The organism is Bacillus sp. N12A5 (assembly GCF_026790125.1).
GTDB lineage: Bacteria > Bacillota > Bacilli > Bacillales > Bacillaceae > Bacillus.
On record NZ_JALAMR010000012.1, the window covers coordinates 159,329 to 186,184 of the forward strand.

Below are 26,856 nucleotides of genomic sequence, written 5' to 3' on the forward strand. Positions count from 1 at the left end.
AGAACGCATTCCGATTGGATGCGTTCTTTTTATTCATAGCGAAGCGCGTCTACAGGCTGAAGCTTCGATGCCTTGATGGACGGCAGCAAGCCGAAAATAATGCCGACTGCCATTGAAAAGATAAGTGCTCCGACAACCGCCGGAACGGAGACAATAAAAGGCATCGGAAAAACGACCGTCAGCAGCTTAGCAATGCCGAAGCCTGCCAGCACACCGAGTATTCCGCCAATACTTGTCAGCACGACAGCCTCAGTTAAAAATTGAAATAAAATCACACGCCGCTTGGCACCGAGCGCTTTCTTAATCCCGATTTCCCTCGTGCGCTCCGTTACGGAAACGAGCATAATGTTCATGACGCCGATACCGCCAACCAAAAGTGAAATACTGGCGATTCCGCCAAGCAGCAATGCAAATGACTGATTAAAGGATTCCACTTCCTGCGCGATCTCCTGAAGATCCATCACACTGTACTCTGCTTTTTCCAGCTCAGCATCTGACAGCCCTTGGTTTAAAAGATCCGCAGCCATTACACCGGCTTCTTGGATATGCTCAGAAGAATCGGCCTGTACGGCAATTTGCGTTGGTGCATCAAATCCTTCAATGAGCGGCCACACTTTTTTCGGAACATACAACACCGGGTTTGCGTAATCTCCTTCAAACATGCTTTCCTGCTGATTTTTTTCTTTAAAAACGCCTGCAACCTTAAACGGCACACCATTCATCTCAATGTTTTTATGCAGCGCGTCTCCGTCTGGAAACAGTTCATCTCTTGCAGCTTCATTGATCATCACCACTTGGTGTGTACTGTTTAAATCGTGTTCTGTCAGTTTTCTCCCTTCAGTTATACGGATTGGGAACATATCGAAGTAATCATCGTCAACTCCGTACACTTGAGGGTATGAGGCATTTGTTAAGTGAAAAACACTAGCGCCTTCAGACAAATAATATAAGGATAATCCTTTGACCATAGGATCAGATTTAATCGCTTTTACTGTTTCTTCGGCTACAGGCGGAGCGGACGTATATGAAACCTGAGAGCCGCCGCCCTCCTCTTCCCCGCCCGACGGCTGGTAGACAACATTGATGGCGTTATTTCCCATGCCGATCATGCTTTGCTTTAATTGCTCGCTTTGGCCCTTCAGCATCGAAACAATTGCGATAATTGCCGCTATGCCGATAATGACACCGAGCATTGTCAGAATCGATCTTAATTTATGAGAGAAGATCGATTGAAAGGAGATTCGGATATTTTCAAGCATGGCTGATGTCCCCTCTCTCATCTAATACCAGTTCTCCATCCCTGATAAAAACCGTTCTGTCAGCTTTTTTGGCGACGTCCGGGTCATGGGTAATCATAATAATGGTCTTGCCTTCCTGATGGAGTTCAGAAAACAGCGACAAAATTTGTTCGCTTGATTTGGTATCAAGCGCCCCGGTAGGTTCATCAGCTAAAATAAACCTTGGCTGATTGACAAGAGCCCTCGCTATCGCCACCCGCTGCTTTTGTCCGCCGGACAGCTTTGGCGGCTTGTAAGAGACCCTGTCTTTTAAACCGACCTTCTCCAGCGCTTCATAAGCTCTTTGCCTTCTCTCTTTTTTCTTCACTTTATTGTAGATCATCGGCAGCTCGACATTTTGCAGCGCGGTCAGGCGCGGCAGGAGATGAAAGGTTTGAAACACAAATCCGATTGATTCGTTGCGTATCTCGGCTAAGGCACCGTCTTTCCCTTTCAAAATATCTATCTGGTCAAGCGTATAGGTTCCGGAGGTCGGCCTGTCCAAGCATCCGATGATATTCATCAGCGTTGACTTTCCAGAACCGGAAGGCCCCATAATAGCCAGGAACTCACCAGCCTGGACAGTCAGATTGATATGTTTCAAGATTGGAACTTCTTCTTTTCCCAGCTTGTACGATTTCGAAATATTATTCAGTGTCAGCATTGACTGTAACCTGCTTTCCTTCCTTGACCGCGGGATCAGGATAGATCACATAATCTTCCGGCGTCAGGCCGCTCTTAATTTCTACCATGTCATTTTCATCAGTCTCCCCGATTTCAACAGGCTGTTTGATCGCCTTCTGCTCCTCATCAGCTTTCCACACATACGGTTCGCCATCATCCTGAATCACCATGTCGGACGGCAGCTTGATCTTGTCCGCATCAGCATCATCACTCATTACTTCGATGTTGACATGATAGCCGACTTCAAGACCCTTATGGCTGTCTAATAAAATGGTGAAAGGATAGTTAGAGGATTGAGGATTCATTTCTTCTTCAGCAAAACTTTCTGATTCCTCTCCCTCGCCTGCTCCCGCAGGAAGCTTGCCAATCGAGGTGACCTTTCCTTTCCACTCGCCTTCACCGCCTGTTTTCAGCGTGACTCTCACTTTGCTGCCTTTTTTGATAGTGTCCATTAACAGCTCATTGATTTGGCTTTTGACTAGATATTTGCCCGTCGAAACAATTTGGATATACGGTCCTGCTGCCTGGTCACCTGTTGCCCCGTCAGCGATATCCTGATTGACGCTTTGAACGATCCCGTCATGCTTGCTTGTAATGACATTGGAACCTTTGTTTTTCGTCAGGGCAGCAAGCTCCTTTTGGTGCTGCTTCAGTTCAAGCTGGCTTGTTTTCAAATCGAAATTGGCCTGATCAAGTTCATCTTGAAGCTGTGATTTCTCTTCTTTCCCGGCCGTTTTCAGTTTCTTTTCCGTTTCCGTAATTGATTTTTGCAAACGGCTGATTTGCAGGTTTGTCATTTCGATTTGCAAATTGGCTTGCTCAACTTCGTCAGAATGATCCTCACCCTCATACTCAAAAAGCTTATCGCCTTTTTTGACCTGGTCGCCTTCTTTGACGTATGTTTTTTTAATGCTGCCTTTTTCTGAATCTATGTATACTTTCTGCTGTTTCTCAGGTTCAACCTTTCCAGAAAACGTTTGGCCTGATTCTGATTCTCCGCCCATGTATACCGCTACCGATTCAGCATTGGGCTCTGATGATACGGCAACTTGGTTCTTGTGGGTAAAAAAGTAAAAACCGCCGGCGCCGATCCCTGCCAATACAAGCACTCCGGCACATATTGCACCGCCAATAAGCCATTTTTTCTTCTTGGACACAACGATCTCCTCTTTCTGTAAACAATGTAATATTTTCGAAACATTCTAACCAATATTATCTATTAATTCAAAAAGACTTGCAATCTTTTTATTGAAAGGATAAAACCAAATAAAAAAATGGTATTTTTCACGGCCGAAAATAAAAAATCCCGGCTTTGAACCGGGATTTTTCTCACACTGAAAGAAGCATTTTTTCGTTTTTAATCAGGTCATAGGTCAAGCATACAGGTTTATTTGTGCGTGGATCAGTCACGATTTCGGCATCAATCTGAAATACTTGCTTCAAAATGTCCGGGGTCATAACTTCCAGTGCGGTGCCTTCCCTGATCACCGTGCCTTTTTTGAGCGCGATCATATAATGAGAAAAACGGGCCGCATGGTTAAGATCGTGAATGACCATTAAAATCGTCCGCCCCTGCTCTTTGTTGAGTCTGTCAAGCAGCTGCAGAATTTCAAGCTGATGTGCAAGATCAAGATACGTGGTGGGTTCATCCAGCAGCAGCAGTTCTGTCCCTTGCGCAAGCGCCATGGCAATCCACACACGCTGTCGCTGTCCGCCTGACAGTGCCTCAATCGGACGGTCAGCGAATTCAGCCATGCCTGTTTCTTCAAGCGCCCATTTGATAATTTGGCGGTCTTCATCATTTAATCTGCCGAATCCTGATTGATGCGGAAACCTGCCGTACGATACCAATTCATACACCGTTAAACCGCTAGGCGCTTCAGGTGTCTGCGGCAGTATCGCCATATCTTTCGCAATGTCCTTTGTAGACATTTTATGAATCGCTTTGCCGTTTAAATAGACGGCACCTGCATGTGAACGCATAATTCTGGACATTGTTTTTAAAATCGTTGATTTCCCGCAGCCGTTCGGGCCAATTAAGGTGGTAATTTTCCCTTTAGGAATCGATATATTTAAATCTTCTACAATCACCCTATCGCCATATCCGATTCCAAGCTGCTCCGTTGATAATGAATTCATATTCGGCCCCCTCCTCTAGTTCGCTTTCATCAATAAATATATAAAGTAAGGCGCACCTAACACAGAAATGACAAGTCCGACCGGAATTTCCGACGGTGCCAATACATTTCTCGCCAGCGTATCAGCAAGCAAAAACAGAAATGCGCCGATAAAGGCGGAGACCGGTATCAGCGTCTGGTGGCGGGGACCGGTAAGCCTTCTTGCCACATGCGGCGCAATCAATCCGAGAAACGCGATCCCGCCTGCAGCTGCCACGCATGAAGCGGCAAGCGTGACTGCTGCGAGAAGAAGAATTCGTCTCTCCCTTTCAACAGCAGTACCCAGCCCGGTCGCTAACTGGTCTCCTAGCTGCAAAATGTTCAAATAACGTGCCTTATATAAAGTAAACGGGAGCAAGACTACAATCCAAGGCAGGATCGCCCAGATCATATTCCAGTTCGCCCCCCATATCGAGCCGGATATCCAAACTGCGGCTTGCATAAAATCATGAGGGTCCATCTTGAGCTGAAAAATCAGCAACATGGCGTTGAATCCGGCATTCACCCCAATGCCGACTAAAATCAGCCGAATCGGTGTCACGCCTTTTTTCCAAGCCAAAAGATAAATGAGAAACGCGGCGAGGATTGCACCTGCCAAAGCGCTGAACGGCAGCATAAATGTTCCGAAAAAGCTGAGATCTGAAGCTGATCCTTGATAAAAGTAAATAAAAAGTACAACAGCAAGTGAGCCACCGGCGTTAATTCCGAGAATACCAGGCTCAGCCAGATCATTTTGAGCCACGCTTTGCAAAATGGCCCCGGCAACAGCGATTCCTGCACCAACGAGCAAGGAAAGGATGATCCGCGGCAGCCTGAACTCAAATAAAACAAGCTCATCACGTGCCGTTCCCTGGCCAAAAAAGACCTGGAGCGTTTTAAGCGGTGCAATTTTGATAACGCCCAGATTCAGGCTGATAAAAAAGACCAGCACGATGAGCAGAAGGGTTACAGCCAAGACAACGAGCGGTTTTTTCGTATTTGTTTTCATTACAGCCCTCTCCTTTCACGACGCGCCAAATAAAAGAAAAAGGGAACGCCGATGAGAGAGGTCAGCGCACCGACAGGCGTTTCAAAGGGCGCGTTTACAAGTCTTGCCGCAATGTCAGCAAAAACAAGCAAAACAGCGCCCAGCACCGCCGAGCAAGGAATGATCCACCGATAATCGACACCGACTAAAAACCGGGTCACATGCGGAATAATTAAACCGATAAATGCGATGGTGCCGGCAATAGAAACCGCAGCTCCCGTCAAAATGACAACGACAAGCATGCCAATCAGTTTCACTGCTGATGTGTATTGTCCAAGCCCTTTCGCCAGATCGTCACCAAGACTTAACACTGTCACAGACCGGGCGATGATCAACGCAAGACTCAAACCGACAGCCCCTGCAATAAGCAAAAGGTGGACTCCTGACCATTTCACACCCGCTACCCCGCCTGCGTACCAAAAGCTGATATCCTGAGCGACATCAAAGCGGATGGCAATGGCGGTTGAAATGCCGGTAAAGAAATACGTAACTGCTGTTCCCGCCAGCGCAAGCTTTACAGGTGTAAGTCCGCCCCGTGAAAACATGCCGATGCCCATTACCGTTGATGCCCCAAGCCCCGCTCCTGCAAAGGACCATAGCACAAGGCCCATAGCAGAGAGCCCGGGAAAAAAGGCAAATGCAATCGAAACGGCAAACGCAGAGCCCGAGGTGACCCCCATAATCGAAGGCTCCGCCAATGGGTTTCTTGTCATCCCCTGCATGATTGCCCCCGACACCGCTAACAAAGCGCCGACAAGCGCAGCAGCAGCCGTTCTCGGCAGCCGAAGATCATGTATAATTTGGTGGGACGTCTCTTTCGGCTGGAAATGAAAGATGGCGTCCCATACAGTACGCAAATGAATATCCGCAGCACCGAGGGATATGGATAAAAGTGCGCCAAGGCATAACAAGCATAGCCCTGCAATAAGCACAATGACCGCGCTGAATGACCTTGACGTCCATTGGATTTCTTCTGATATCGTCGGTATATTTTTCTTTTGACTCAACAGCCGTACTTCCTTTCTGATACTGATAATGATTATCAATTGCTGTTCCAGTATATCACTTTTTTCTGCTGATGTAATAGAGCGTTTTGAACAAAAATGAGAATATAATTGCAAAAAATATCGTGTCAACTGGCACTTGTAGTGGTATAATCACATCGATAATGATTCTCTTTATCATCTATTTTTATCAGAAAGAAGGTATGAGATATGACCCATACATATAAGAAACTCGGAGCCGCGTTTTTCGCTCTGCTATTGATTGCAGCGCTGGCAGCCTGCGGGAATAACTCAGAAAGCAAAGGCTCTTCCTCTGATTCAAAAGGCGAAGAAACCTTTACATACAAGGCTGAAAACGGAAATGTAAAAATTCCCAAGCACCCTAAACGGGTGGTTGTCATGGCTGACGGCTACTACGGGTACTTCAAAACACTTGGCATCAACGTTGTCGGTGCGCCTGAGAATGTATTTAAAAACCCATATTACAAAGGAAAAACCGACGGTGTCACAAACATCGGAGACGGCACTTCCGTAGAAAAAGTCATCGATTTGAACCCAGATTTGATTATCGTCTGGACAACGCAAGGCGCTGATATGAAAAAACTGGAAAAAATTGCGCCGACTGTTGCGGTAAAATACGATAAGCTCGACAATATCGAACAGCTGAAAGAATTCGCAAAAATGACGGGAACTGAAGATAAAGCAGAAAAATGGCTGGCTGAGTGGGATAAAAAAGTGGCGCCGGCTAAAACAAAAATCAAAAAAGCCGTCGGTGACAAAACCATATCCATTATGCAAACGAACGGAAAAGACATTTACGTCTTCGGTAAAGATTTCGGAAGAGGCGGAAGCATCATTTACAAAGATCTCGGCCTGCAGGCGACCAAGCTGACAAAAGAAAAAGCCATTGACCAGGGGCCTGGATATACAAGTATTTCATTAGAGAAGCTCCCTGACTTCGCCGGAGATTATATTTTCGCAGGCCCATGGCAATCTGGCGGTGACGATGGCGGCGTTTTTGAAAGCTCCATTTGGAAGAACCTGAATGCCGTTAAAAATGGCCATGTCTACAAGATGGATCCGATCGGATTCTATTTCTCTGACCCGATTTCATTAGAAGGCCAACTGAAGTTTATTACAGAAAGCCTAACAAAATAAACAAAGGAGCCGCCTTAGATGCGGCTCTTTACTTATTATTAAAAAAGAATGGCACGATTCACAGTAAACAGTACCTAATTCGCTTCAATAACTTGAATTTGACATATCGAAAAAAATCGATATATAATATGACCATGAAACCGATCGATGTATTCAAGGCCTTATCAAATGAAACTCGGCTGAACATTTTGCATTGGCTGAAGGAACCAGAGAAGCATTTCCCTAAACAAGGCGCTCACCTGCCGAAGGAGGTCAGTGTTAAAGGAGGGGTATGTGTAGGGGATATACAAGAAAAAGCCAAAGCTTCTCAATCTACAGTTTCACATTACTTACATTTGATGCAAAATGCCGGCCTGCTTGAATCTGTTCGTTATGGCCAATGGACCTATTACAGAAGAAATGAACAAGTGATTCAGCAGATAGCTGAGTATTTTAAAACAGAAATCTAAGATGGATGATTTCTGTTTTTCAATCCGCTTAATATCGAAAATTCTAGATATTTGAATATATAAGGAGAGGATTTAATGCGTTACATTGCATATATACTGGCATTATTAGCAGGGTCAGCACTTAGTTTTGAGGGAGCAATCTACGGTGAACTAGGGAAAACAATAGGCCAACTGGAGACTAGTTTTTATAATTTCTTGATGGGGTCAATCATTATGGGTTTACTGTGGATATTTTTTGGAAAAGGGAAACTTTCATATGCTGCTGAAGCACCGAAATGGTCACTTCTTGGAGGGGTTTTAGGTGTTGTCTATTTAACATCAATTGTGATTAGTGTTCCTTTTGTTGGTGTTGGACTCACCATGGTAGCAGTCATTATCGGCCAATTAATCATGAGTATGATTATTGAACATTATGGTTGGCTTGGCAGCAAGAAAACGAGAATCAATAAAGAAAAAATATGTGCAGTTATTTCGATGATTATTGCTCTTATTTTAATTTACTAGGAGGCCTGAAATGGGTATATTGATGATTTTATTCACTTTATTAGGCGGGATCACATTAAGTGCGCAATCGTCTATTAATGGCTCCTTTAGCCGAAAAGCTGGAACAATTGAAACAACACTCTTAACCTTTATAACCGGATTCATGTTTCTTGTCATTTTTATTCTTTTTTTCGGTCATGGAGATGTGCTTGCTATACTAGAAGCGCCTAAATGGCAGTTAAGCGCTGCATTTTTGGGAACGATGTATTTGCTTCTAACTGTTATGGCTGTACCAAGAATCGGGGTCATTGCAACGAATATTGCTGGGATTATTGGCCAGCTTGTCATTGGATTGATTATTGACCATTTTGGCTGGTTTAATAGTTTAGCCATACCTTTAGATTTGAAACGTTTTTTTGCATTACTCTTTATGTTGATTGCCCTTTATTTTATCTATAAAGGAAATAAACGCCCAAACGATGAAAAACAAACACAACGTAAATAAAACGCTGCAATCGATATTGCAGCGTTTTTCATTGAAAAGAAAACCTATTTAGAAGCTAAACAAGATGTACCTTTTCGGATTATTATGCTTGTTTTTCTTTCGAGAATTTCTTAATCACAAACGGATAAATCGCCAGACCGACAAAGAACAATCCGATGCCGAGAATAAATGTCGTTAAATCTGCTGTGCCTGTTACGATAACAAACACTGAGTACGCACACGCTAATATCGCAATCAATCCGTCTTTTACACGGGAGCCTTTCAGCTGGTCATACGTTTCGCCTTTGATGACAAGCTTTAAGCTGTAGATCGCTGATACCAAATACGGAATTAAATACGCAAGCGTTGCCGCTGTCGTTAAAAACGTAAATGCGTCACTTATTGTCCGGGAAATAACCGAGAAAATGAAGACCTGTGACATAACGTTTGTAATAATCAGTGCAATAACCGGACTTCCCTTTTTATTCGTTTTTGCAAAGAATGCCGGGAAATCCCCTGCTTTAGCAGCTTGATATGGAACCTCTGAGCCAAGCAAAATCCAGCCGAGCATCGTTCCGAATAAACAAAGAATAGCCAAAAGTGCCATAATCACGCTTCCCGCGTTACCGACAATCGCATACAGCACATCAACGAAAGGTTTTTCAGAGCCGACAAGCTTATCATGCGGCAGAACACCCATCGTAATTAAAGTGACAATAATATAAATGCTTAAGGCAATCAGCAAGCCGGTAATTGTCGCCCGTTTTACATCACGCTGAGAGCGTGCACGGCCGGATAGGATTACCGCTGATTCAATTCCGACAAACGCCCACAGTGTAGAAATCGCGGCGTTATGCACCTGACCGCCAATTCCAATGTTTGTGCCGTTTTCTCCTTGAACCGGAAAATAAAAATGATCGAATAATGTTGTTTGAAACACAAACAATCCGGCAACGATAAAGAAGACAAAACCTAAAACTTTAGAAAGCGTTGTAACAAAGTTCAATTTACTTGCACCGTTAATGCTTGCAACGAGAATCGTGTGCGTTCCCCATAACAGGATCGTACATACAGCAAACGTCAGCAATTGGCCGAGTGTCACCTCTTGCCCGCCGATCGAAAACATTTCACGTTTATCAACCAAGATCGGGAAGAACGAAGTCAAGTAACCGGCGAGACTTGTGATGATCGCCACGTTACTGATCCAGCTCGCTACCCAGTAGCCCCATACCATTGTGAAACCGGCAGCGTTCCCTTTCTTCGGATCAGAGAACAGCGCTCTTGCATAACTTTGCGGTCCCGCTGTCAGCTCAGGCTTGCGGATGGACAAGTGCCCAAAAACAAGCGCGATCATCAGCACACCGGCACCTGTCAAAAGCCAGGCGGACGTCGCGCCAAACGGACTCGCGATTGAAGCAAGCGAGCTCGGCAGGGAGAAAATTCCTGATCCAACCATATTTCCAACGACAAACGCCGTTAATAACCAAAAACCCCATTTTTTTGTCTGTTCCATTCCAGTACCTCCATGATTCTTTGTACGGACCAGACCCCGAGATCATATAAACGCAAAAAAGCCTGAACAAAAGTCCATGCTTAAAGAAACACACACCCTTGATCTCCGGATAGCCCTCCGCGAAAAAGCACGCGGCAGTCCTGCACTTATTCAGATACAGTCCCAGCATAGAGAAGGATCGGCTTTCTCCACACTTCGGCGCTGATGCCTTTTACACATGTTTAACAGCCCCTGTCAGCCTGGCATGTGTGACTCATCATCCGCGCAACCTCTACCTCACTGAGAAAGAGTGAGGATTTAATTATTCAGTTACTCCCAGAAGGTTATCAAAGAAAGGATGATCTGTCAAAGGGAACAGATGGAAAATACGGATAGAGCCAAGCTCTATCCGCATGTGGTTATCGATTATTTTTCTTTTTCTGCACAGCTTCTTGAAGCGGATCATCTTTTAGAGCTGAGCCCGCATCTTCAAGAGCTCCCTGGATTACGTTTTTCTCTTTTTCGGAACGTTTTCCTTTATCTTTATTAAAGAAACCCATTCGAATCACCTCTTTTAGAAAAATAGGTACATGCTTAAGATGCCTTTTTCCTTAAAAATTATGCGGGAAATTTTTATCGTCCAAAGTCCTGTTGATCAAACATACATTCTCTTGATATATTTGTAATTCAGAGATTTTTGCAAAAGATAAAAGGAGAAGCGGGAAATGACAGGAAAAACACACATCATGGGAGGCATCGCTTCTTGTACGGCAGCGGCTTATTATTATGGATTTGATCCAGTGCTTATGGCTGCGTCCGGCGCGGTTGGAGCATTAATTCCCGATATCTGCCACACACAAAGCAAAATCGGGAGAAGATTTCCTATCTTATCGAAAGCGGTCAGCTCCATTTTTGGCCACAGAACCTTTACGCACAGCTTGCTGTTTCTGCTCATCATGTTTTTTATCACAGCCACATATATTCCAGATAAAAACATATCGGCCGGGCTGATGATCGGAATGGCGAGCCACTTAATCCTTGACGCCTGGACGGTGAACGGAATCAAATTATTATTCCCTTCTACGATTCGCGTGCGGCTCCCATTATATATGAAGACAGGCAGTTTTTCTGAGCAGCTTGTGTTAGCCGGCTTGACAATTGCTTCATGTTATTATTTTTATATGCTGTTCCATGGGCGCATGTTTTAAACATAAGTGCTAATACTTGTCTGAATGGACTGTTTTTAGTAGGTTTTACATAAGAAGCATTTCATGCAGAGATCAAGAAAACGTGAGGAGTCATATTGATGAAAGGAACCTTTTTTCACAATCAGCGTTTTTTATGTTTTTCGATTGTATTCATGTGGATCAAAACGTATGTGATCTATAAACTGGGCTTTGATTTGCAGATCGATACTCTGTTGGAGGAGCTGATTTTGCTGACCAACCCGCTCAGCTTTATCCTCCCTTTATTCGGGATCGGCCTGCTTCTGAAAGAAAACAAGCAGCGGGTCTTTTTGCTGGTTGCCAATTTGGTTCTGACTGTTATCTTGATCTCCAATACGATTTTTTACGGCTTTTATATCGATTTTATTACCATCCCGGTTTTATTTCAGGCCAGTAACATGAGCGATATGGGCAGCAGTGTAAAAGAACTGTTCAATCCTCTGTTTATCGCCCTATTTGCGGATTTGGCTTTTCTTCTGCTGCTTGCCCGAAAAGAGAAGCGCCCGCAGATAAAAGCTGCCCCCCGTACAATTAAACGGTACTATGCAGCATCCTGCGGCATGATTTTATGCACCCTGGCACTTGCAGAAGTACAGCAGCCGAAGCTTTTGGCGCATACCTTTGATCGGGAAATGCTCGTCAAAAGCATTGGCCTGTTTCAGTTCCATATCTACGACACAATTTCTCAGACTGTTAATATCAGCGCGAAAGCATTCGCAGACGAAGACAGCATGACTGCGATTAAGAACTACACAGAGGCTGATTACAGCAAGCCTGACCAACGCAAATTCGGGCTGGCAAAAGGACGCAATGTGATCTTTGTGACACTTGAATCGACTCAAAGCTTTGTTCTGAATAAAAAGGTAAATGGAAAAGAAATTACCCCGTATATGAATGATCTCATCAAAAAAAGCTATTACTTTGATCATTTCTATCAGCAAACAGAGCAAGGCAAAACATCTGATTCAGAATTCATCGTCGCTAATTCCCTGTATCCTTCTCTTAGCGGTGCTGTCTTTTTCACGAAAAGCGACCATCAATTTCATACGATGTATAACTCACTGAAACAACATGATTATTATTCAGCCGTTTTTCATGCCAACCATAAAACATTTTGGAACAGAGATGTGATGTATGAAACATTTGGGATTGACCGCTTTTTTGATGTGAATGACTTCCATGTCACCCCCGGAACATCGACAAGCTGGGGCTTAAAGGACAAAGAATTTTTAGAGCAGTCAGCCGGCAAGCTCAAAAGCCTGCCGCAGCCGTTCTACAGCAGCTTCATCACGTTAACGAATCATTTTCCGTTTGAGATTGATGAAAAGGATCAGCTGATTGATGAATATGACTCAAGCAGCGACCTGTTAAACCGCTATGTGACCACAGTGCGTTATGAAGATGAAGCATTAAAGCATTTTATCAAAAGACTGAAAGACGAAGGCTTATACGAAAATTCGATGATTGTATTTATGGGAGATCATTACGGTATTTCAGAAGCCCATAATGAGGCGATGGCTGAGTTTTTAGGGAAGGATGAAATCACGCCATTTGACAACGTTCAGCTCCAGCGGGTGCCGTTTATCATACATATCCCGGGAATCACAGATCAAAAGCCGGAAACCATCTCTGATGCCGGAGGACAGGTCGATGTCAGGCCAACGCTGATGCATTTGCTCGGCGTTAATACAAAGGGTGATATTCAATTCGGCAATGATTTGCTGTCAGACGACCGCACCCCATTCGCCGTGCTGAGAAACGGGAGCTTTATTACAAACGATTATGTATACACGAAAAACACGTGCTACAGCCAAAAAACAGGAGAAGTGCTGGAAGATCGGGAGGCGTGCCTTCCTTATAAGGAGAAAGCAAACGAAGAACTGTCTCTCTCTGATAAAATTTTAAACGGTGACCTGCTCCGTTTTTATGAATAAAAAAATCCCTCTATTACAGAGGGATTTTTTACGTTTCAGCTATTACTTTGCCGGTCAGCTTCGTTTCATAGCCATTTAAATGAGACAGATTCGCCTTGTATTCCTCAGAATTCAAGATCTCCTTTACGGCCTTCAGCAGCTGCTCATGTTTTTTCAAAACGACGATATCATATTGTTCATCAATGAGCGGGATAAAATCAACATTGCCCATATGTGCAGCATGCTGCGCTCCGATTCCCGCGTCAGCCTGTCCGCTTGAGACTTGTGAAGCGACAGCGTAATGATCGGTCGCGATATCACTGTATCCCTTTACATCAGCCGGGTTCACACCAAGCAGGCGAAGCTGTTCATCAAGGAGCACTCTTGCGCCAGACCCCTTTTCTCTATTGATGATCAGGATATCAGTTCTTTTCAAGTCTTCCCAGCCTTGAATATTTTTTGGATTTCCTTTTTGAACATAGAGTCCTGCTTTGCGGAGAACGGCGTTGATCAGACAAAACGGCTCCCCCGACAAAATCCGTTTGACATAAGGCGTATTATACTGGCCCGTTTCTGCATCGTACAAGTGCACGCTGACAATGTCACACTTGCCCTGATACATATCAATCAGGCTATTTAAGCTTCCTTTATATTTGCGGAGCGGCGTCTCCTGAATGACCTTCTCCAAATGTTTGCTGAGCAGATCCATTGAAATGTCCTGTCCGCTGATCATGACATTCGGTCTGCCGTCCGGCTCCGCCTCCTGCATCATTTTCGGCTCTTCAGCAACAGCAATGGGCTGAGCCATTCTCATATTCATCTTATATTGCTTTAAATCTGCTTCGTCCACACGCATCTGCCTGCCGACACGATAAGCAGGGATCATGCCTTTTTTAATCAAATCATAAACGGTCAGCTTTGACACCTTCAGCAGACCTGCAACTTCTTCTATCGTATAGGAAGTGGTTTCATTCATCATCATCACTCTCCTATTTTATTATACCTTTTCATCGAATGTAAAAAAACCCACATGAACCAAACATAATCAGTTATAATTAGATATAACTAATCATAAGGGGTGCAATCATGTTTAAAAAGTATTCCATGTTAACAGCAGCCTTAACCGCTTTCGTGCTTGCAGCAGGCTGCTCTGCAAACCAATCTTCAACAGACAGCGAGAAAAAAGTAACGTTAACCGTCTCAGCTGCCGCCAGTGCGCAGGATGCACTTGAGGAAATTCAAAAGAACTATGAAAAAGAACATGAAAACATTACAATCCAAGATAACTATGGCTCATCTGGCACTTTGCAAAAACAGATTTCTCAAGGAGCAGGGGCAGATCTGTTTTTCTCAGCTGCTGAAGATAAATTTCAACAGCTGGTGGATGATGGGGATATCGCAAAAAAAGACAGCACTGATTTAGTCGGCAATGAAATTGTGCTGATCGTGCCGAAAAACGGAGAGTCACCTGTCACAAACTTCAGCAATCTGGCTGACTCAGAAAAAATCGCCCTCGGCACACCGGAATCCGTACCGGCAGGAGCTTACGGGAAAGAATCACTGACAAAACTGTCTCTATGGGACAAAGTGAAGGATAAGATCGTTTACGGAAAAGACGTTCGCCAAGTTCTTTCTTATGTCGAAACCGGCAATGTGGATGCAGGCGTTGTTTATAAAACAGACGCACTGATCTCAAAAAAGGTCAAAATAATTGACGAGGCAAAAGCAGATACACACAGCCCGATTGTCTATCCGTTAGGAATTGTAAAAGCTACAAAACACCGTAAGGAAGCACAGAAATTTTACGATTATCTGCAAACTGATGAAGCAATGAAAGTATTTGAGAAATATGGTTTTACTGCCGAATAGCATAAGCGCTTCAGAATTTTTCACACCTGTTGTGCTTTCCTTTCAAGTGGCGGCAGTTGCCGGAATTGTTGTTATTATTCTCGGAACACTGGCTGGAGCTTGGATGTCGCGGGCATCATTTTTCGGAAAAACGGCTCTCGAAACTTTTTTTATGCTTCCGCTCGTCCTTCCGCCTACAGTTGTTGGTTTTATCTTGATCGTCATTTTCGGAAAGCACAGTTTCGTCGGACAAGCCATCGAGTGGTTCTTTCATCAGCCGGTCATATTTACCTGGTGGGCCGCTGTGATTGCTTCTGCTGTTGTCGCCTTTCCGCTTATGTATCAATCCGCCAAAACCGGATTTGCTGACATCGATCCCGATATACAGGGCGCGGCAATGGTAGACGGCGCAAGCAGATGGAAGGTATTTATCCATATTTCCGTCCCGCTCGCCTATCCTTCATTACTGACCGGAAGCATCCTCAGCCTTGCGCGGGCGCTTGGAGAATTTGGCGCAACACTCATGTTTGCAGGGAACATTCCGGGTGTTACGCAAACACTGCCGACGGCCATTTATGTCGCATTGGATTCCGGCAACAATGCTCTTGCCTGGGCGTGGGTGGTCTGTATTGTTGTCATTTCCTTTTTCATGCTGTTTTTCATTCAACAGAAAAAAACAAACTAAAAAAACTCCCCGTGCCATGACGGGGAGTTTTTCATTAAAACAGAAGCTCATCGGGATTTGGGCCGACACGCTCATCTTTGTTTAATGCGTCAATTTTGTCCATGTCTTCTTGAGACAATTCGAAATCAAAAATATCAGCGTTTTCGATAATACGGTGTTCTTTAATGGATTTTGGAATGGTTACAACCTCATGCTGAAGATCCCAGCGCAAAATGACTTGAGCCACAGATTTATTGTGTTTTTCAGCAATCTCTGCGAGCACTTCGTTATCCAGAAGCTGTCCCTGCATGAGCGGAGACCACGCCTCAAGCTGGATGCCTTGCGCTTTGCAGTAATCTCTTAATTCCTTTTGTGTCAAACGCGGGTGAAATTCTACTTGGTTCACCATCGGTTTGATTTCAGCATCTTTCAACAGCTCTTCTAAATGATGAACTTGGAAGTTGCTGACGCCGATCGCGCGGATTTTGCCGTCTTTGTACAGCTTTTCAAGCGCGCGCCATGTATCTTTATATTTATCCTTGCCAGGCCAGTGGATTAAATATAGATCTAAGTAATCAAGCTGAAGTCTTTCAAGGCTTTTTTCAAAGGCAGTAAGCGTTGTTTCATAGCCTTGATCCTCATTCCATACTTTTGATGTAATGAAGAGCTCTTCTCTTGCCACACCGGATTCCTTGATTCCGATGCCAACGCCTTCCTCATTTTTGTAGACAGCTGCTGTATCAATGCTGCGGTAGCCGTTTTTAATCGCCGCTTTCACAGATTCAGTCGCTTCACTTCCGTTTTCTACTTTAAAAACACCAAGACCGAACCACGGCATTTCAACTCCGTTATGTAGCTTTACAGTATCTTTTAAACTTGTTGGCACTTGAACATCCACCCTTTCACTGAAATGTAAGCGTCTATATTATCTCACATTCCTCTCAGCCGATACCAATAATACGCTTAAGAGCCTCTTTTTGCTTCTTTTTTTACAGCACGGTTAAACTGGTGTACTATTTTTTTCCTATTTTAACAATATTGAGATTATAGAAGAAGCTAGCGGGGTATGCGAATAATGTAACCAACAATAAACAAAGGAGGAACTACATTGAAACGTGTTCGTATTCCAATGACACTTGGACTTGGCGCCGCTTTGACAATTGCCCCTTTGTCCCTAGCTTCAGCTGAAGAAAACCCCGCTCCGAAGATCTCGCAGACAACAGCAGCCGGAACAACTGCCACTGAGGTCGGTTTAAATGTAAACCTTGATGTGCTTGGCATTGCCAATCAGATTGCCGACGCCATTAAATCCGCACAGAACCGGGATGGATTTGTGAAAAACCTCATGGAGTCTTCCTTTTACGCTTCCGGCCAAAAATACAATGTCATGGTATTTAATTTAAGCCAGGAATATGAAGATCACTTAAACGGTGTGCAATTTTACGGTTCTGCCGTTTACGACGGCATTACGTACGGCATTTGGGTATTTGAAGACGGATCCTTTACAAACAAAGGTGATGGCGGCTGGATCAACTGGGCCTTCAGAGGCTGGTTCGACCGGGATGGCAGCACTGTCAATTTCCATCGTCCTTTTTTTACTGCATCTATTCGCCGCCTTCAAGCATGGCGGCTTCCACATCATTAATGTATTGGCGAAGCTCATGGGAGATATCCCGGGAAATTTCTCCCTCCTCAAAGAGCGTTTGAATTTCATTTCTGATTGCCTGCACAGCCTTCAGCTTCACTTCCAGCTTCTGATTTTCAAAATGGGCGCTTGATTTCAGCTCATGATGGCTGTGCTCCAACCTGAAAATGAGCTGTTTATAGAATGAAATGACAGACAAAAATACTTCTTTATGTTCATCTGCCTTATGTTTTTCCAAATATTCTATCGCTGCTTTTGCCGTTTTCACTCTTGTTGCCCGTATCAACCCTGCTTCATTTAAAATCGACATCTCCGGCTTTTTATGCTCACCGAAGAAAATCCAATACATCAGCCGCTTAAGCCTTGTTTTTGATAATCCGACCTTAAACGGGTTGGCATACAAAATTTCCAACTCATTAAATCGTTCTTGCAGCACGTTTGCCGTTTCTTCCGGGATGTCTCCCCGCTCCAGCATTTTCATCAATGCCTCTTGCTCAGCCTTAACCCCTTGTGCACGGACTTTTCGCTCTTGCCTTTTGATGCGATTAGTTGATGTATATTGCTGAAAACGAAGATTTTTCATTTTCTCATTGTATTCAGCTATCACCGCAAGGGAGGCCGTTTTGTTTGTATCATTCATGTCTTCTTTAATCGTTTGGAGAGCTGTTTTGATCAATTTGCGTCTCGCCGTCAGCAGCTTCTTGTTTCGTTCCTCGTCCTCTTCTTCTTTTTCAGTCAGAAGCGGCAGGACAACGGTGGCAATAACAAGTGTGCATAAAATGACACCGGCTGCTAGAAAGAGAATCAGGTTTCTTTCTGGAAACGGCGTGCCGTCCTCCAGGAAATACGGAATGGAGAAAGAACCTGCAAGCGTTACAGCTCCGCGCACACCAGAAATCGAAATTAACAGCGTGGAACGAATACCCGGTTTATAGATGTTCTGATCTTTATTAAAGAACCACTTGCCGTTCCAGAAGAACAGCACCCACAAAAATCTGAGGAGCATTAACGTAAATGTGATGACTAGAATATAGCCGATCACCTTCATGTTGCTGATAGCGGTGTCGTTAAAAATGACAGAAATGACGTCTGGAATCTGCGTTCCGAGAATCACGAATACCAGGCCGTTCAAAATAAATAAAATAATGTTCCACGTACTTGAGGAGACGATTTGCAGCTTGATCATCGTTGATTCCAGACGATCCTGTTCCACTGCATGGGTAATACCTCCCGCCACAACGGCCAAAATCCCGGAAACGCCGATTTCTTCTGCTGCCAAATAGATCACAAACGGCGTCAGAATTTGAATCAGCATATGCATCGTGACATCCTGCATACCTAGACGGCGCAGGAAGAGGCGGAAACGAATAATCAAGAACGAAATGACAACCCCGCACAGCAAACCTCCGAGAGAAATAAAGACAAAGCTGACAGCCGCTTGCGCTAATGAAAATGCTCCAGTCACTGCTGCCGCAATCGCAAACTTAAAGGCCACCAGACCTGATGCGTCATTCATCAGCCCTTCCCCTTCAAGCAAGCGAAGAATCCCTTTTGGCATTTTCACTCTTCCTGATAATGCGCTGACAGCGACGACATCAGTTGGTGAAAGAATGGCCGCAAGTCCGAAAGCCGCTGCCAGCGGAATATCAGGAATCATCCAGTGAATTGTGTAGCCTCCTACAATTACAGTCGCAAATACAAGACCGAGTGCAAGCAACAAAATCGGAGCCCTTAAATTCCAAAGCTCTGCCCGCGGCGTTCTCTTCCCATCATTAAATAGAAGGGGTGCGATAAACAAAACAAAAAACAATTCGGTGTTTAATTCAAAATGAAGCCCCTGGGGAAATGAGGCGGCAAGAATCCCAAGCGCCACCTGAATCAGAGGCACGGGAATAAACGGAATAAACCGATTTACGATATTGGATATCGCAATAATCGTTAATAAAACGAGAACGACTAAAAATATGTCCAAATACATGACCTCCTTCGTCTGTTGTGTTAGTACATGATGAATCAATGATTCTGCTTGTCTAAAAGAGGCTGAGGCTAGGATGGCCTTGCATCCGATATATGATGTCGCAGGAGTTCCCTCCACACTTGTCTTCTTTTATAGTACCCTTTTTAGGGTATTATTTCTCATGATATGCTCATAGTGAACTTTTTTGCCGCAGAGCAAATTCCAGACCAAAAGAGACAGGGAGCTATTCCCTGCCTCTCGTTTCCCTGTATTAATCGTGAAAATTCGTGCCGTCAGTCGTTGCTTTAATGATGCCTGCGCGGATGACAAAGTCACCAAAATGCTCGCCTTCCTCGCGTTCTTTCGCATAACGGGAAAGCAGGACGCGAAGCTCGTTTAAAATCTCCTCTTCACCGATGTTTTCCCGGTACATTTTGCTTAAACGGCTCCCGTCAAATGCAGCGCCAAGATACATATTATATTTGCCCGGCGCCTTTCCGATAAATCCGATTTCTCCGAGCGCATGGCGTGCACATCCATTCGGGCATCCTGTCATGCGAATGGTGATTTCCTGTTCACGAAGGCCGTTTTCATCAATAATGTCTTCAATCTTATCTAAAAGTGTCGGCAAATATCGTTCAGCTTCAGCCATGGCCAATCCGCAGGTCGGAAGAGCGACGCACGCCATCGAGCTGCGCCGGAGCGCCGAATGATGCTTGCCGTCAGTGAGTCCGTATTGCTCGATTAACGCACTGATCTCTTCTTTTTTATCGCTTGAAACGTTCGCGATAATCAAGTTCTGGTTGGCTGTCAGACGGAACTCTCCTGTATGGACTTTGGCAATTTCCCGCAAGCCTGTCATCAGTTTATAATCATCGTAATCTGTCACACGGCCGCCTTCGATAAACAGCGTAAAATGCCAGTTATCCTCAATGCCTTCAACCCACCCGTAGCGGTCGCCGTTATGATCGAAATGATACGGCTTCGCTTCTTCCAGGCGCCAGCCGAGGCGGTTTTCCAATTCCTCTTTTACTGTTTCTAAGCCGAGGCGGTCAACCGTGTATTTAAAACGCGCATTTTTGCGGACAGAGCGGTTTCCGTAATCACGCTGAATCGTAATCGTTTTTTCAGCAACATCATACATTTGCTCAGGACGGCAGAAACCGATCACCTTGGCTAATTGCGGATATGTCGCTGTGTCGCCATGCGTCATTCCCATACCGCCGCCGATTGCCACATTAAAACCGATCAGTTTGCCATCTTCGACAATCGCAATGAATCCGAGATCTTGTGAAAAGACATCAATATCATTAGACGGCGGAACAGCAATACCGATTTTAAATTTCCGAGGCAGATAGAGCGGTCCGTACATTGGCTCGACTTCTTCCTCCGGCGTGCCGGCCACTCTTTCCTCATCAAGCCAAATTTCATAATATGCCCTCGTCCGTGGCAGCAGGTCATCACTTAATTTTTTAGACCACTCGTATACCTCTGAGTGGATTTCAGACTGATAAGGGTTTGATGCGCACATCACGTTGCGGTTTACGTCCCCGCAGGCTGCGATCGTATCCAAAAGAGCCGAGTGGATCGTCTGAATGGTTTTCTTCATATTCCATTTCAAAATTCCGTGCATTTGGAACGTTTCACGTGTCGTCAATTTTAATGTGCCGTTCCCATATTTCTGAGATAGATCATCCATGACAAGCCATTGCTCAGGCGTTGAAACGCCCCCTGGCATACGCACGCGCAGCATAAATTGATATGCCGGCTCAAGCTTTTGCTTTTGGCGTTCATTGCGGAGGTCACGGTCATCCTGCAAATAACTGCCGTGGTGTTTCATCAGGCGGTTGTCATCATCCGGAATTCCGGCACTGATCCGATCCAGCATGACTTCTTTCAGTGTGCCGCGCAAATAGTCACTTTCTCTTTTAATGCGTTCAACATCACTTGGAGCGCCGTCCGGTGCTTTTAAGATTTTGGTCACCATGTTGAAAAACCCCTTTCAAGTCAAATCAGTATACATCACGCTGATAGCGTTTTTGCTGCTGCATGTCGGCAAGATAAGCTTCCGCTTCTTCGCGGCTCATATTGCCTTCTTTCTCGATAATCTCAAGCAATGTGTGATGGACGTCATGCGCCATATGCTTTTCATCACCGCAAATGTAAACAGCCGCGCCTTCTTGAAGCCATTCGAATAACTCTGCACTCTGTTCAAGCATGCGGTGCTGCACATATACTTTTTCTTCCGTATCACGGGAAAATGCCACATCCATTTTTGTCAGCACACCGTCTTTGAGCCACTTCTGCCACTCTGTCTGGTAAAGGAAATCTGTGACAAAGTGCTGATCGCCAAAGAACATCCACGCTTTTCCTTCGGCTCCTGTCTCCTCTCGCTCCTGCATAAAGGAACGGAACGGCGCGACGCCTGTCCCTGGGCCGACCATGATAATCGGCGTTTCAGGATCTTTCGGAAGCTTAAAGTTTTGATTGTGCTGGACATAAACCGGCAATGTATCTCCCGGCTGCAGACGCTCCGCGCATAAAATCGAGCAGACGCCTTTACGTTCTCGGCCATGCGCATCGTAGCGGACTGCGCCGATTGTTAAATGCACTTCATCCGGATTTGCGGATAAACTGCTCGCAATCGAATAAAGGCGGGCCGGCATTTTTCGCAGAATCGAGACAAACTCCTGCGCCGATACACTGAACGGGCCATAATCACGGACGAGATCAAGCAAATCGCGTCCTTCTATATACGCTTTTACATTCCCCTCATTTCCCGGGGCTAAAAGCGCTCTAAGCTCATCGCTTCCCGTCAGCTGGGCTGCCTGTTCAAGAAGCGGTTTTGTGAGAACGGTAATCTCAAAGTAAGAAATCAGCGCCTCTTTCAGCGGGCGGACATCGCCTTGCTTATTAAGCGTCACAATTTCTTCAGGGTCCCAATTCATTTCCTTCAGCAGCTGATCAACAAGCTCCGGATCGTTTTCCGGATAAACGCCGAGGCTGTCACCTGGCTCGTAAGTCAGGCCAGAGCCTTCCAGAGAAAGCTCCACATGGCGTGTTTCTTTATTCGACCCTCTGCCGTTCAAATTTAAATTTTCTAACACTTCAGCCCGAAACGGGTTTGTTCTGGAATACGAAGACTCACCGGTTTGAGGCGTTGCTGCTGGCGCAGGTGCGGCACTTCCGCCCCCGGCTTCACTTAACCCTTCAAATACGCTCTCAAGCCACTCGGCTGCCGGCTCATCATAATCAAGATCGCAATCAACGCGCGGAGAAATCCGTTTTCCGCCGAGCTCTTCTAAGCGCTGATCAAATTCTTTCCCTGTCTGGCAGAAGAATTCGTACGAGCTGTCACCAAGCGCCAAAACAGAAAAACGAAGATCTTCAAGCTTAGGCGCCCGTCTTCCATGCAGAAATTCATGAAATGATAGCGCGTTATCAGGCGGATCGCCTTCACCGTGCGTACTGACAACGATTAAAAGATTATTTACTTTCTTCAGCTGATTCGGCTTAAAATCGCTCATGGAGGAGACGGTCACTTGAAAACCGCGCTGCTCGAGCTGCTTGCCGGCATTCTCTGCAAGCCCCTGTGCGTTGCCTGTCTGTGAACCGTAAAGAACGGTTACCTCTTTTGAAACGGCTGGTGCCGCCGCTGCTGCAGACACAGCCGCCGGCGCCCCTGCAGTTTCTTGGGCGGGAACAGATTGCGCGGATAAATATCCGCTCAGCCAGATTTTCTGAGATTCGGTCAAGGTTGGCAGAAGGCGGTTAAGGAGCTCTGCCTGCTCCTGATTAAACGGACTGTTCATTACCTGAAGTTGCAACGTATCCACCTCACAAAGTTATAAACTGATCGAAAATTGCATCTAATTGAACTTTACCGGAATACTCGGGTTAAGTAAAATATATTTACATGATGACAACTATTAGTAATCCTAATGATAAAACCGCTTTGTTTCATTTAAATAGAAAAAAGAGAAGGGTTCCCTTCTCTTCATTCAGCATTCTGATATAAATGAGGCAGCACAGCCGTTACAAACGGACTTGCCTTACCTGTATGAAACACCGCCAGTATATGCATCGCACGGGTGCAGGCCGTGTATAAGAGCCTGCGGTCGTGCTCTGTTTGGTAATGTTCTTCTGACGCATCATAGACAAGCACTGCGTCAAACTCAATTCCTTTCGCTAAATACACCGGAATGACACAAACTCCCTTTTGGAATGTTTGATTTTCTTTATGAATCAGACGGATATTTGTATACTCACTGATGTGAGCATGCGCCTGTATGGATTGCTGCGCTGTTTTGCATATAACGGCTATCGTTTCATGTCCTTGTTTCTTGAGCCGTTCAATTTCTATCGTTAGCTTTTGGCACAGGTCCTCACGTCCTTCGGTTTTGAAAACAATAGGCATTTCCCCGTTTCTGTTGAAAGGCTCAATGTCCGCTCCGTCCTGAAGCATTGCTTTCGTAAACTCGACAATCTGCCTTGTCGATCTGTACGTTCTCTTTAAACGAACATATTCAGCCGGTTCATCTTCAAAGCACGCATCCATACGTTTAACGCCGTGTATGGCATGGGCGTAGATGGACTGATTGATGTCACCGAGCACTGTCATGCTGGCAGCCGGAAAAATGCTTCTCATGTACGCCATCTGAAACGGCGAATAGTCCTGAGCTTCGTCGATAAAAAGGTGTTTGATTTTCGTATTTTTCTTTCTGCCTTCAATCAGATCCTGCATATAAAGAAAAGGCGCCGCGTCCTCATAGAGCAATTTATTTTCCGCAAATGCCGATTGGGTCAGCTCTCCTAGCGCTGCCATCTTCTCATGCCGAGATTCCCCTCCCCATCCGGAAAACAATTGCAAATACATCTGCTTTACATCAAGAAATGCAAGGAGTTTGACCGCCTGTTTGAGCGGTTTGAAAGCCTTTTTCACAATGATGGCGGCAAGGAGCTGCTGCTCTCTTTGATAATCGTTAAACGTACTCTCACTGAATCGTTTCCTTTCCTGCAGTTTTTTGTACACATCCAAGTAATCCTCTTTATCGAGGAGCTCAGCTTCCTGAACGACCCAATCCTTACGCCGTTCCTTTTTCTCAAGCTTGTTAAGCTCACTCAGCAGCCACTTGGCCGTATGCTCCATCCGGTTCGGAATGGACTGGCTTTGATCCAGTGAGTAAAAATAGGATTTAATTTTTTCCTTAGTGATCAATTTCTCTCCGCGAAAGACGATATTTTTAAAGATCATCCCTTCAGAGGCCAGCCATGTGACGTATTCATCAATGAATTGCTGAAATGATAAGCCCGCCTTCCATGTGATTCCCGCAAGCCTTGTTGGAAAGTCGCCTTCCTTTGTTTCTGTCAAGCAATATTCGAGCTGATCAAAGGGGCTTTCACAATGGAACTTGCGGCCAAGCCGAAGCTCAATATATTCCTGAAATGTCGCCTGCTCCATGTTCTCTTCTCCTAGCTCAGGCAAAACAGAGGAGACATAGCTGTTAAATAAGAAGTTGGGAGTAAATAAAACGATTTGTCCGGCATCAATAACGCCGCGGTGCCTGTATAACAAATAAGCGACACGCTGAAGCGCTGCCGATGTTTTCCCGCTGCCAGCCGCTCCCTGCACAATCAGGAATTTGCTTTTTTCATTACGGATAATCTGGTTTTGTTCTTTCTGAATCGTAGACACGATGTTTTTCATTTGAGTGTCAGAGTGATGGCTTAATACTTCCTGCAGCATTTCATCGCCGATCGTCATATCTGTATTAAACATCGCCTTGAGAGCGCCGTTTTTGATGATAAACTGGCGTTTGAGCACCATTTCCCCTTCTATCGTTTCACCGGGCACTTCGTACTCCGCTTTTCCTGGGGAATAATTATAGTACATACTTGATATCGGCGCCCTCCAGTCATAGATCAGAAAGTGTTCTTCCTTTTCATCCATACAGGAAGCTAAACCAATATAAATCCGCTCCGCCTGCTCCTCACCATTTTCAATAAAATCAATCCGGCCAAAATAAGGCGATGCTTTTAATTGATGAATTCGTTTGAGCTGCTGATCCATATGTCTATGATTCCGTTCCCGATCAGACAGCAGCTCTGCCTGCTGCTTAATGCTTGCCATCGTTTCAACCGCTTCATGGGCATCATCAAAATTAACCCTAACATCCTCCCAAAAGCTTTTTCTTAATCCGATAACATCATGCTTTAACCCGTCTGCAGCCGTTTCCAGAAACCGCTCTTTTTTGCCAAGCTCCTGCAGCACCTCATCTATTCTTAACTGCTCTTCCTTCCATTCCTTATCCTGCTGATTCATGAACGGCACCTCCAGAAAATAGTTGACAAACACAGATGAAATACTGTACAATATAATTGGATACATATAATAAATATATGATAAAAATCAGTAAATACAATTTATCTTAGCACATTCACCCAATATCAATCAAGGTTTGGGTTATTTATATGCAAAAAAACCGATTTCAAATTGAAATCGGTTTTTTTAATGATAGTTATCTAAACGAAAAGAACGGTTTGGCAGCTTCCAGTTAAACATATAGGAGCAGACGCGGCAAACAACAAGCACAAAAAACAGTACGTACAAGCCAAACGAGTTTCCAAGCCAGCCCAAGCCGACGATTAAACCGCCGAGAGCTGCCCAGACCGCGTAAATTTCTGCTTTCAGCACAAGCGGCTTGCGTCCGGCAAGAAGATCACGAATGATGCCCCCGCCGCTTCCCGTCAGCACTGCTGCTACGATGACAGCACTAAGCGGATGGCCCATTTTGACGGCATACAATGCGCCTTGGATAGCAAAGGCTGCGAGACCGATCGCATCTGATAAATTGCCCCACTTGTTCCAATGCTTCAGCAGCAGCTTCGGGAACAGAAACACAATCGTTATGGATAAGAGCGCGATCTGAAAGTACGCTCCCTGCTCCCATAGTGCTGATACTGGAACACCGATCAGCAAATTACGGATCGCTCCGCCTCCAAAGGCTGTGACAATCCCTAATATATAAACTCCTAAAATATCATATTCCTCTTCCATCGCAACAATTGCGCCGCTGACTGCAAACGCAATGATGCCAATCACACTAAGCAGCTCCCAAGCCATTCTGATGACTCCCTTTATGTTTGTTAAATTTTCTGACGACCTCTAGATTTTATAATCGCTCCAGCGTAAAATCAATAACATTTTTACGATAAAAAAAGATAAATTTAGAGGGAGTACACCAAACGCTATGGAGCATGAGTTTTCGAGATTAAAAAAGCGCCCGGCATAGGGACTGACCCCCGTTTTTGAGACAGGGATCAAAACACCTTTTAAACAGCCAATTGCCGATAGTTTATCGGTGATTG

25 protein-coding genes and 1 riboswitch are annotated in these 26,856 nt (G+C 44.9%); of the genes, 9 read left to right on the top strand and 16 right to left on the bottom strand.

What is annotated here, in order from left to right; all coding sequences use genetic code 11:
* Nucleotides 1-29: 29 nt before the first annotated feature.
* The 6 genes from MOC09_RS14730 to MOC09_RS14755 all read right to left on the bottom strand — a co-directional run bounded on the left by MOC09_RS14730 (nucleotide 30) and on the right by MOC09_RS14755 (nucleotide 6,172).
* Complete coding sequence (locus tag MOC09_RS14730; RefSeq protein ID WP_268370974.1) at nucleotides 30-1,259, bottom strand: ABC transporter permease; 1,230 nt, start codon at nucleotides 1,257-1,259, stop codon at nucleotides 30-32.
* A complete protein-coding gene (locus MOC09_RS14735; RefSeq protein WP_268361664.1) occupies nucleotides 1,252-1,941 on the bottom strand; it encodes an ABC transporter ATP-binding protein in 690 nt (229 codons plus the stop codon). Before MOC09_RS14735 ends, MOC09_RS14730 begins: the two co-directional genes overlap by 8 nt.
* Complete coding sequence (locus tag MOC09_RS14740) at nucleotides 1,925-3,118, bottom strand: efflux RND transporter periplasmic adaptor subunit (protein ID WP_268370976.1); 1,194 nt, start codon at nucleotides 3,116-3,118, stop codon at nucleotides 1,925-1,927. Before MOC09_RS14740 ends, MOC09_RS14735 begins: the two co-directional genes overlap by 17 nt.
* Nucleotides 3,119-3,290: 172 nt before the next feature.
* Nucleotides 3,291-4,100, bottom strand: coding sequence for an ABC transporter ATP-binding protein (locus MOC09_RS14745; protein WP_268370978.1), 810 nt, complete (start codon nucleotides 4,098-4,100; stop codon nucleotides 3,291-3,293).
* A gap of 15 nt (nucleotides 4,101-4,115) precedes the next feature.
* Nucleotides 4,116-5,126 (bottom strand): iron ABC transporter permease, encoded by a 1,011-nt coding sequence (locus tag MOC09_RS14750; RefSeq protein WP_268370980.1) that lies wholly within the window; start codon nucleotides 5,124-5,126, stop codon nucleotides 4,116-4,118.
* Nucleotides 5,126-6,172, bottom strand: a complete 1,047-nt coding sequence (locus MOC09_RS14755; RefSeq protein ID WP_268361669.1) for a FecCD family ABC transporter permease — start codon at nucleotides 6,170-6,172, stop codon at nucleotides 5,126-5,128. The genes MOC09_RS14750 and MOC09_RS14755 overlap by 1 nt, the downstream gene beginning before the upstream one ends.
* A gap of 207 nt (nucleotides 6,173-6,379) precedes the next feature.
* On the opposite strand from MOC09_RS14755, the gene MOC09_RS14760 reads away from it, so the two are divergent.
* The 4 genes from MOC09_RS14760 to MOC09_RS14775 all read left to right on the top strand — a co-directional run bounded on the left by MOC09_RS14760 (nucleotide 6,380) and on the right by MOC09_RS14775 (nucleotide 8,764).
* A complete protein-coding gene (locus MOC09_RS14760; protein ID WP_268370981.1) occupies nucleotides 6,380-7,327 on the top strand; it encodes an iron-hydroxamate ABC transporter substrate-binding protein in 948 nt (315 codons plus the stop codon).
* Between the two features lie 134 nt (nucleotides 7,328-7,461).
* Entirely contained in the window at nucleotides 7,462-7,776 is a 315-nt protein-coding gene (locus MOC09_RS14765) for an ArsR/SmtB family transcription factor (RefSeq protein ID WP_268361730.1), read from the top strand.
* Nucleotides 7,777-7,851: 75 nt separating this feature from the next.
* The gene (locus tag MOC09_RS14770) at nucleotides 7,852-8,280 is read left to right on the top strand and encodes a DMT family transporter (protein WP_268361673.1); all 429 of its coding nucleotides are present in this window, start codon (nucleotides 7,852-7,854) and stop codon (nucleotides 8,278-8,280) included.
* A gap of 10 nt (nucleotides 8,281-8,290) precedes the next feature.
* A complete protein-coding gene (locus tag MOC09_RS14775) occupies nucleotides 8,291-8,764 on the top strand; it encodes a DMT family transporter (protein WP_268361675.1) in 474 nt (157 codons plus the stop codon).
* An 82-nt stretch (nucleotides 8,765-8,846) separates the two neighbouring features.
* Here the strand turns inward: MOC09_RS14775 and MOC09_RS14780 are convergent, their stop codons facing one another.
* Entirely contained in the window at nucleotides 8,847-10,256 is a 1,410-nt protein-coding gene (locus MOC09_RS14780; protein WP_268361677.1) for an amino acid permease, read from the bottom strand.
* 102 nt (nucleotides 10,257-10,358) lie between these two features.
* A riboswitch (Lysine riboswitch) is annotated at nucleotides 10,359-10,538 on the bottom strand.
* A gap of 116 nt (nucleotides 10,539-10,654) precedes the next feature.
* Entirely contained in the window at nucleotides 10,655-10,795 is a 141-nt protein-coding gene (gene sspJ / locus MOC09_RS14785) for a small acid-soluble spore protein SspJ (protein WP_003221612.1), read from the bottom strand.
* A 165-nt stretch (nucleotides 10,796-10,960) separates the two neighbouring features.
* Between sspJ and MOC09_RS14790 the strand changes: the two genes are divergently transcribed.
* The gene (locus MOC09_RS14790) at nucleotides 10,961-11,443 is read left to right on the top strand and encodes a metal-dependent hydrolase (RefSeq protein ID WP_268361678.1); all 483 of its coding nucleotides are present in this window, start codon (nucleotides 10,961-10,963) and stop codon (nucleotides 11,441-11,443) included.
* A gap of 98 nt (nucleotides 11,444-11,541) precedes the next feature.
* The gene (locus MOC09_RS14795) at nucleotides 11,542-13,395 is read left to right on the top strand and encodes an LTA synthase family protein (protein ID WP_268370983.1); all 1,854 of its coding nucleotides are present in this window, start codon (nucleotides 11,542-11,544) and stop codon (nucleotides 13,393-13,395) included.
* A gap of 28 nt (nucleotides 13,396-13,423) precedes the next feature.
* Here MOC09_RS14795 and MOC09_RS14800 read toward each other — a convergent pair whose 3' ends face one another.
* On the bottom strand, nucleotides 13,424-14,350 hold the full coding sequence (locus MOC09_RS14800; RefSeq protein WP_268370984.1) for a substrate-binding domain-containing protein: 927 nt from the start codon (nucleotides 14,348-14,350) through the stop codon (nucleotides 13,424-13,426).
* Between the two features lie 110 nt (nucleotides 14,351-14,460).
* On the opposite strand from MOC09_RS14800, the gene modA reads away from it, so the two are divergent.
* Together modA and modB are read left to right on the top strand one after the other, a co-directional pair.
* Nucleotides 14,461-15,243, top strand: a complete 783-nt coding sequence (gene modA, locus MOC09_RS14805) for a molybdate ABC transporter substrate-binding protein (protein ID WP_268370985.1) — start codon at nucleotides 14,461-14,463, stop codon at nucleotides 15,241-15,243.
* The gene (gene modB, locus MOC09_RS14810) at nucleotides 15,215-15,907 is read left to right on the top strand and encodes a molybdate ABC transporter permease subunit (RefSeq protein ID WP_268361687.1); all 693 of its coding nucleotides are present in this window, start codon (nucleotides 15,215-15,217) and stop codon (nucleotides 15,905-15,907) included. Before modA ends, modB begins: the two co-directional genes overlap by 29 nt.
* 34 nt (nucleotides 15,908-15,941) lie before the next feature.
* On the opposite strand, the gene pgoN is transcribed toward modB, so the two are convergent.
* Nucleotides 15,942-16,772 carry a glyoxal/methylglyoxal reductase gene (gene pgoN, locus MOC09_RS14815; protein WP_268361689.1) on the bottom strand — a complete coding sequence of 277 codons (831 nt, stop codon included), beginning with the start codon at nucleotides 16,770-16,772 and terminating at the stop codon, nucleotides 15,942-15,944.
* Between the two features lie 222 nt (nucleotides 16,773-16,994).
* On the opposite strand from pgoN, the gene yvgO reads away from it, so the two are divergent.
* Nucleotides 16,995-17,531 carry a stress response protein YvgO gene (yvgO, locus tag MOC09_RS14820; protein ID WP_268370986.1) on the top strand — a complete coding sequence of 179 codons (537 nt, stop codon included), beginning with the start codon at nucleotides 16,995-16,997 and terminating at the stop codon, nucleotides 17,529-17,531.
* Here yvgO and MOC09_RS14825 read toward each other — a convergent pair.
* The 6 genes from MOC09_RS14825 to MOC09_RS14850 all read right to left on the bottom strand — a co-directional run.
* On the bottom strand, nucleotides 17,491-19,503 hold the full coding sequence (locus tag MOC09_RS14825) for a Na+/H+ antiporter (RefSeq protein ID WP_268361691.1): 2,013 nt from the start codon (nucleotides 19,501-19,503) through the stop codon (nucleotides 17,491-17,493). The genes yvgO and MOC09_RS14825 overlap by 41 nt on opposite strands.
* Before the next feature lie 256 nt (nucleotides 19,504-19,759).
* Nucleotides 19,760-21,475: an assimilatory sulfite reductase (NADPH) hemoprotein subunit gene (gene cysI / locus MOC09_RS14830; RefSeq protein WP_268370987.1), complete on the bottom strand. Its 1,716-nt coding sequence runs from the start codon at nucleotides 21,473-21,475 to the stop codon at nucleotides 19,760-19,762.
* A gap of 25 nt (nucleotides 21,476-21,500) precedes the next feature.
* On the bottom strand, nucleotides 21,501-23,315 hold the full coding sequence (locus tag MOC09_RS14835) for an assimilatory sulfite reductase (NADPH) flavoprotein subunit (RefSeq protein WP_268361695.1): 1,815 nt from the start codon (nucleotides 23,313-23,315) through the stop codon (nucleotides 21,501-21,503).
* A 170-nt stretch (nucleotides 23,316-23,485) separates the two neighbouring features.
* On the bottom strand, nucleotides 23,486-25,810 hold the full coding sequence (helD, locus tag MOC09_RS14840) for an RNA polymerase recycling motor HelD (RefSeq protein WP_268370989.1): 2,325 nt from the start codon (nucleotides 25,808-25,810) through the stop codon (nucleotides 23,486-23,488).
* A gap of 186 nt (nucleotides 25,811-25,996) precedes the next feature.
* Entirely contained in the window at nucleotides 25,997-26,611 is a 615-nt protein-coding gene (locus MOC09_RS14845) for a trimeric intracellular cation channel family protein (RefSeq protein ID WP_268361698.1), read from the bottom strand.
* Nucleotides 26,612-26,653: 42 nt separating this feature from the next.
* Nucleotides 26,654-26,856: hypothetical protein (locus MOC09_RS14850; RefSeq protein WP_268370990.1), on the bottom strand; the 203-nt coding region annotated here is incomplete at its 5' end.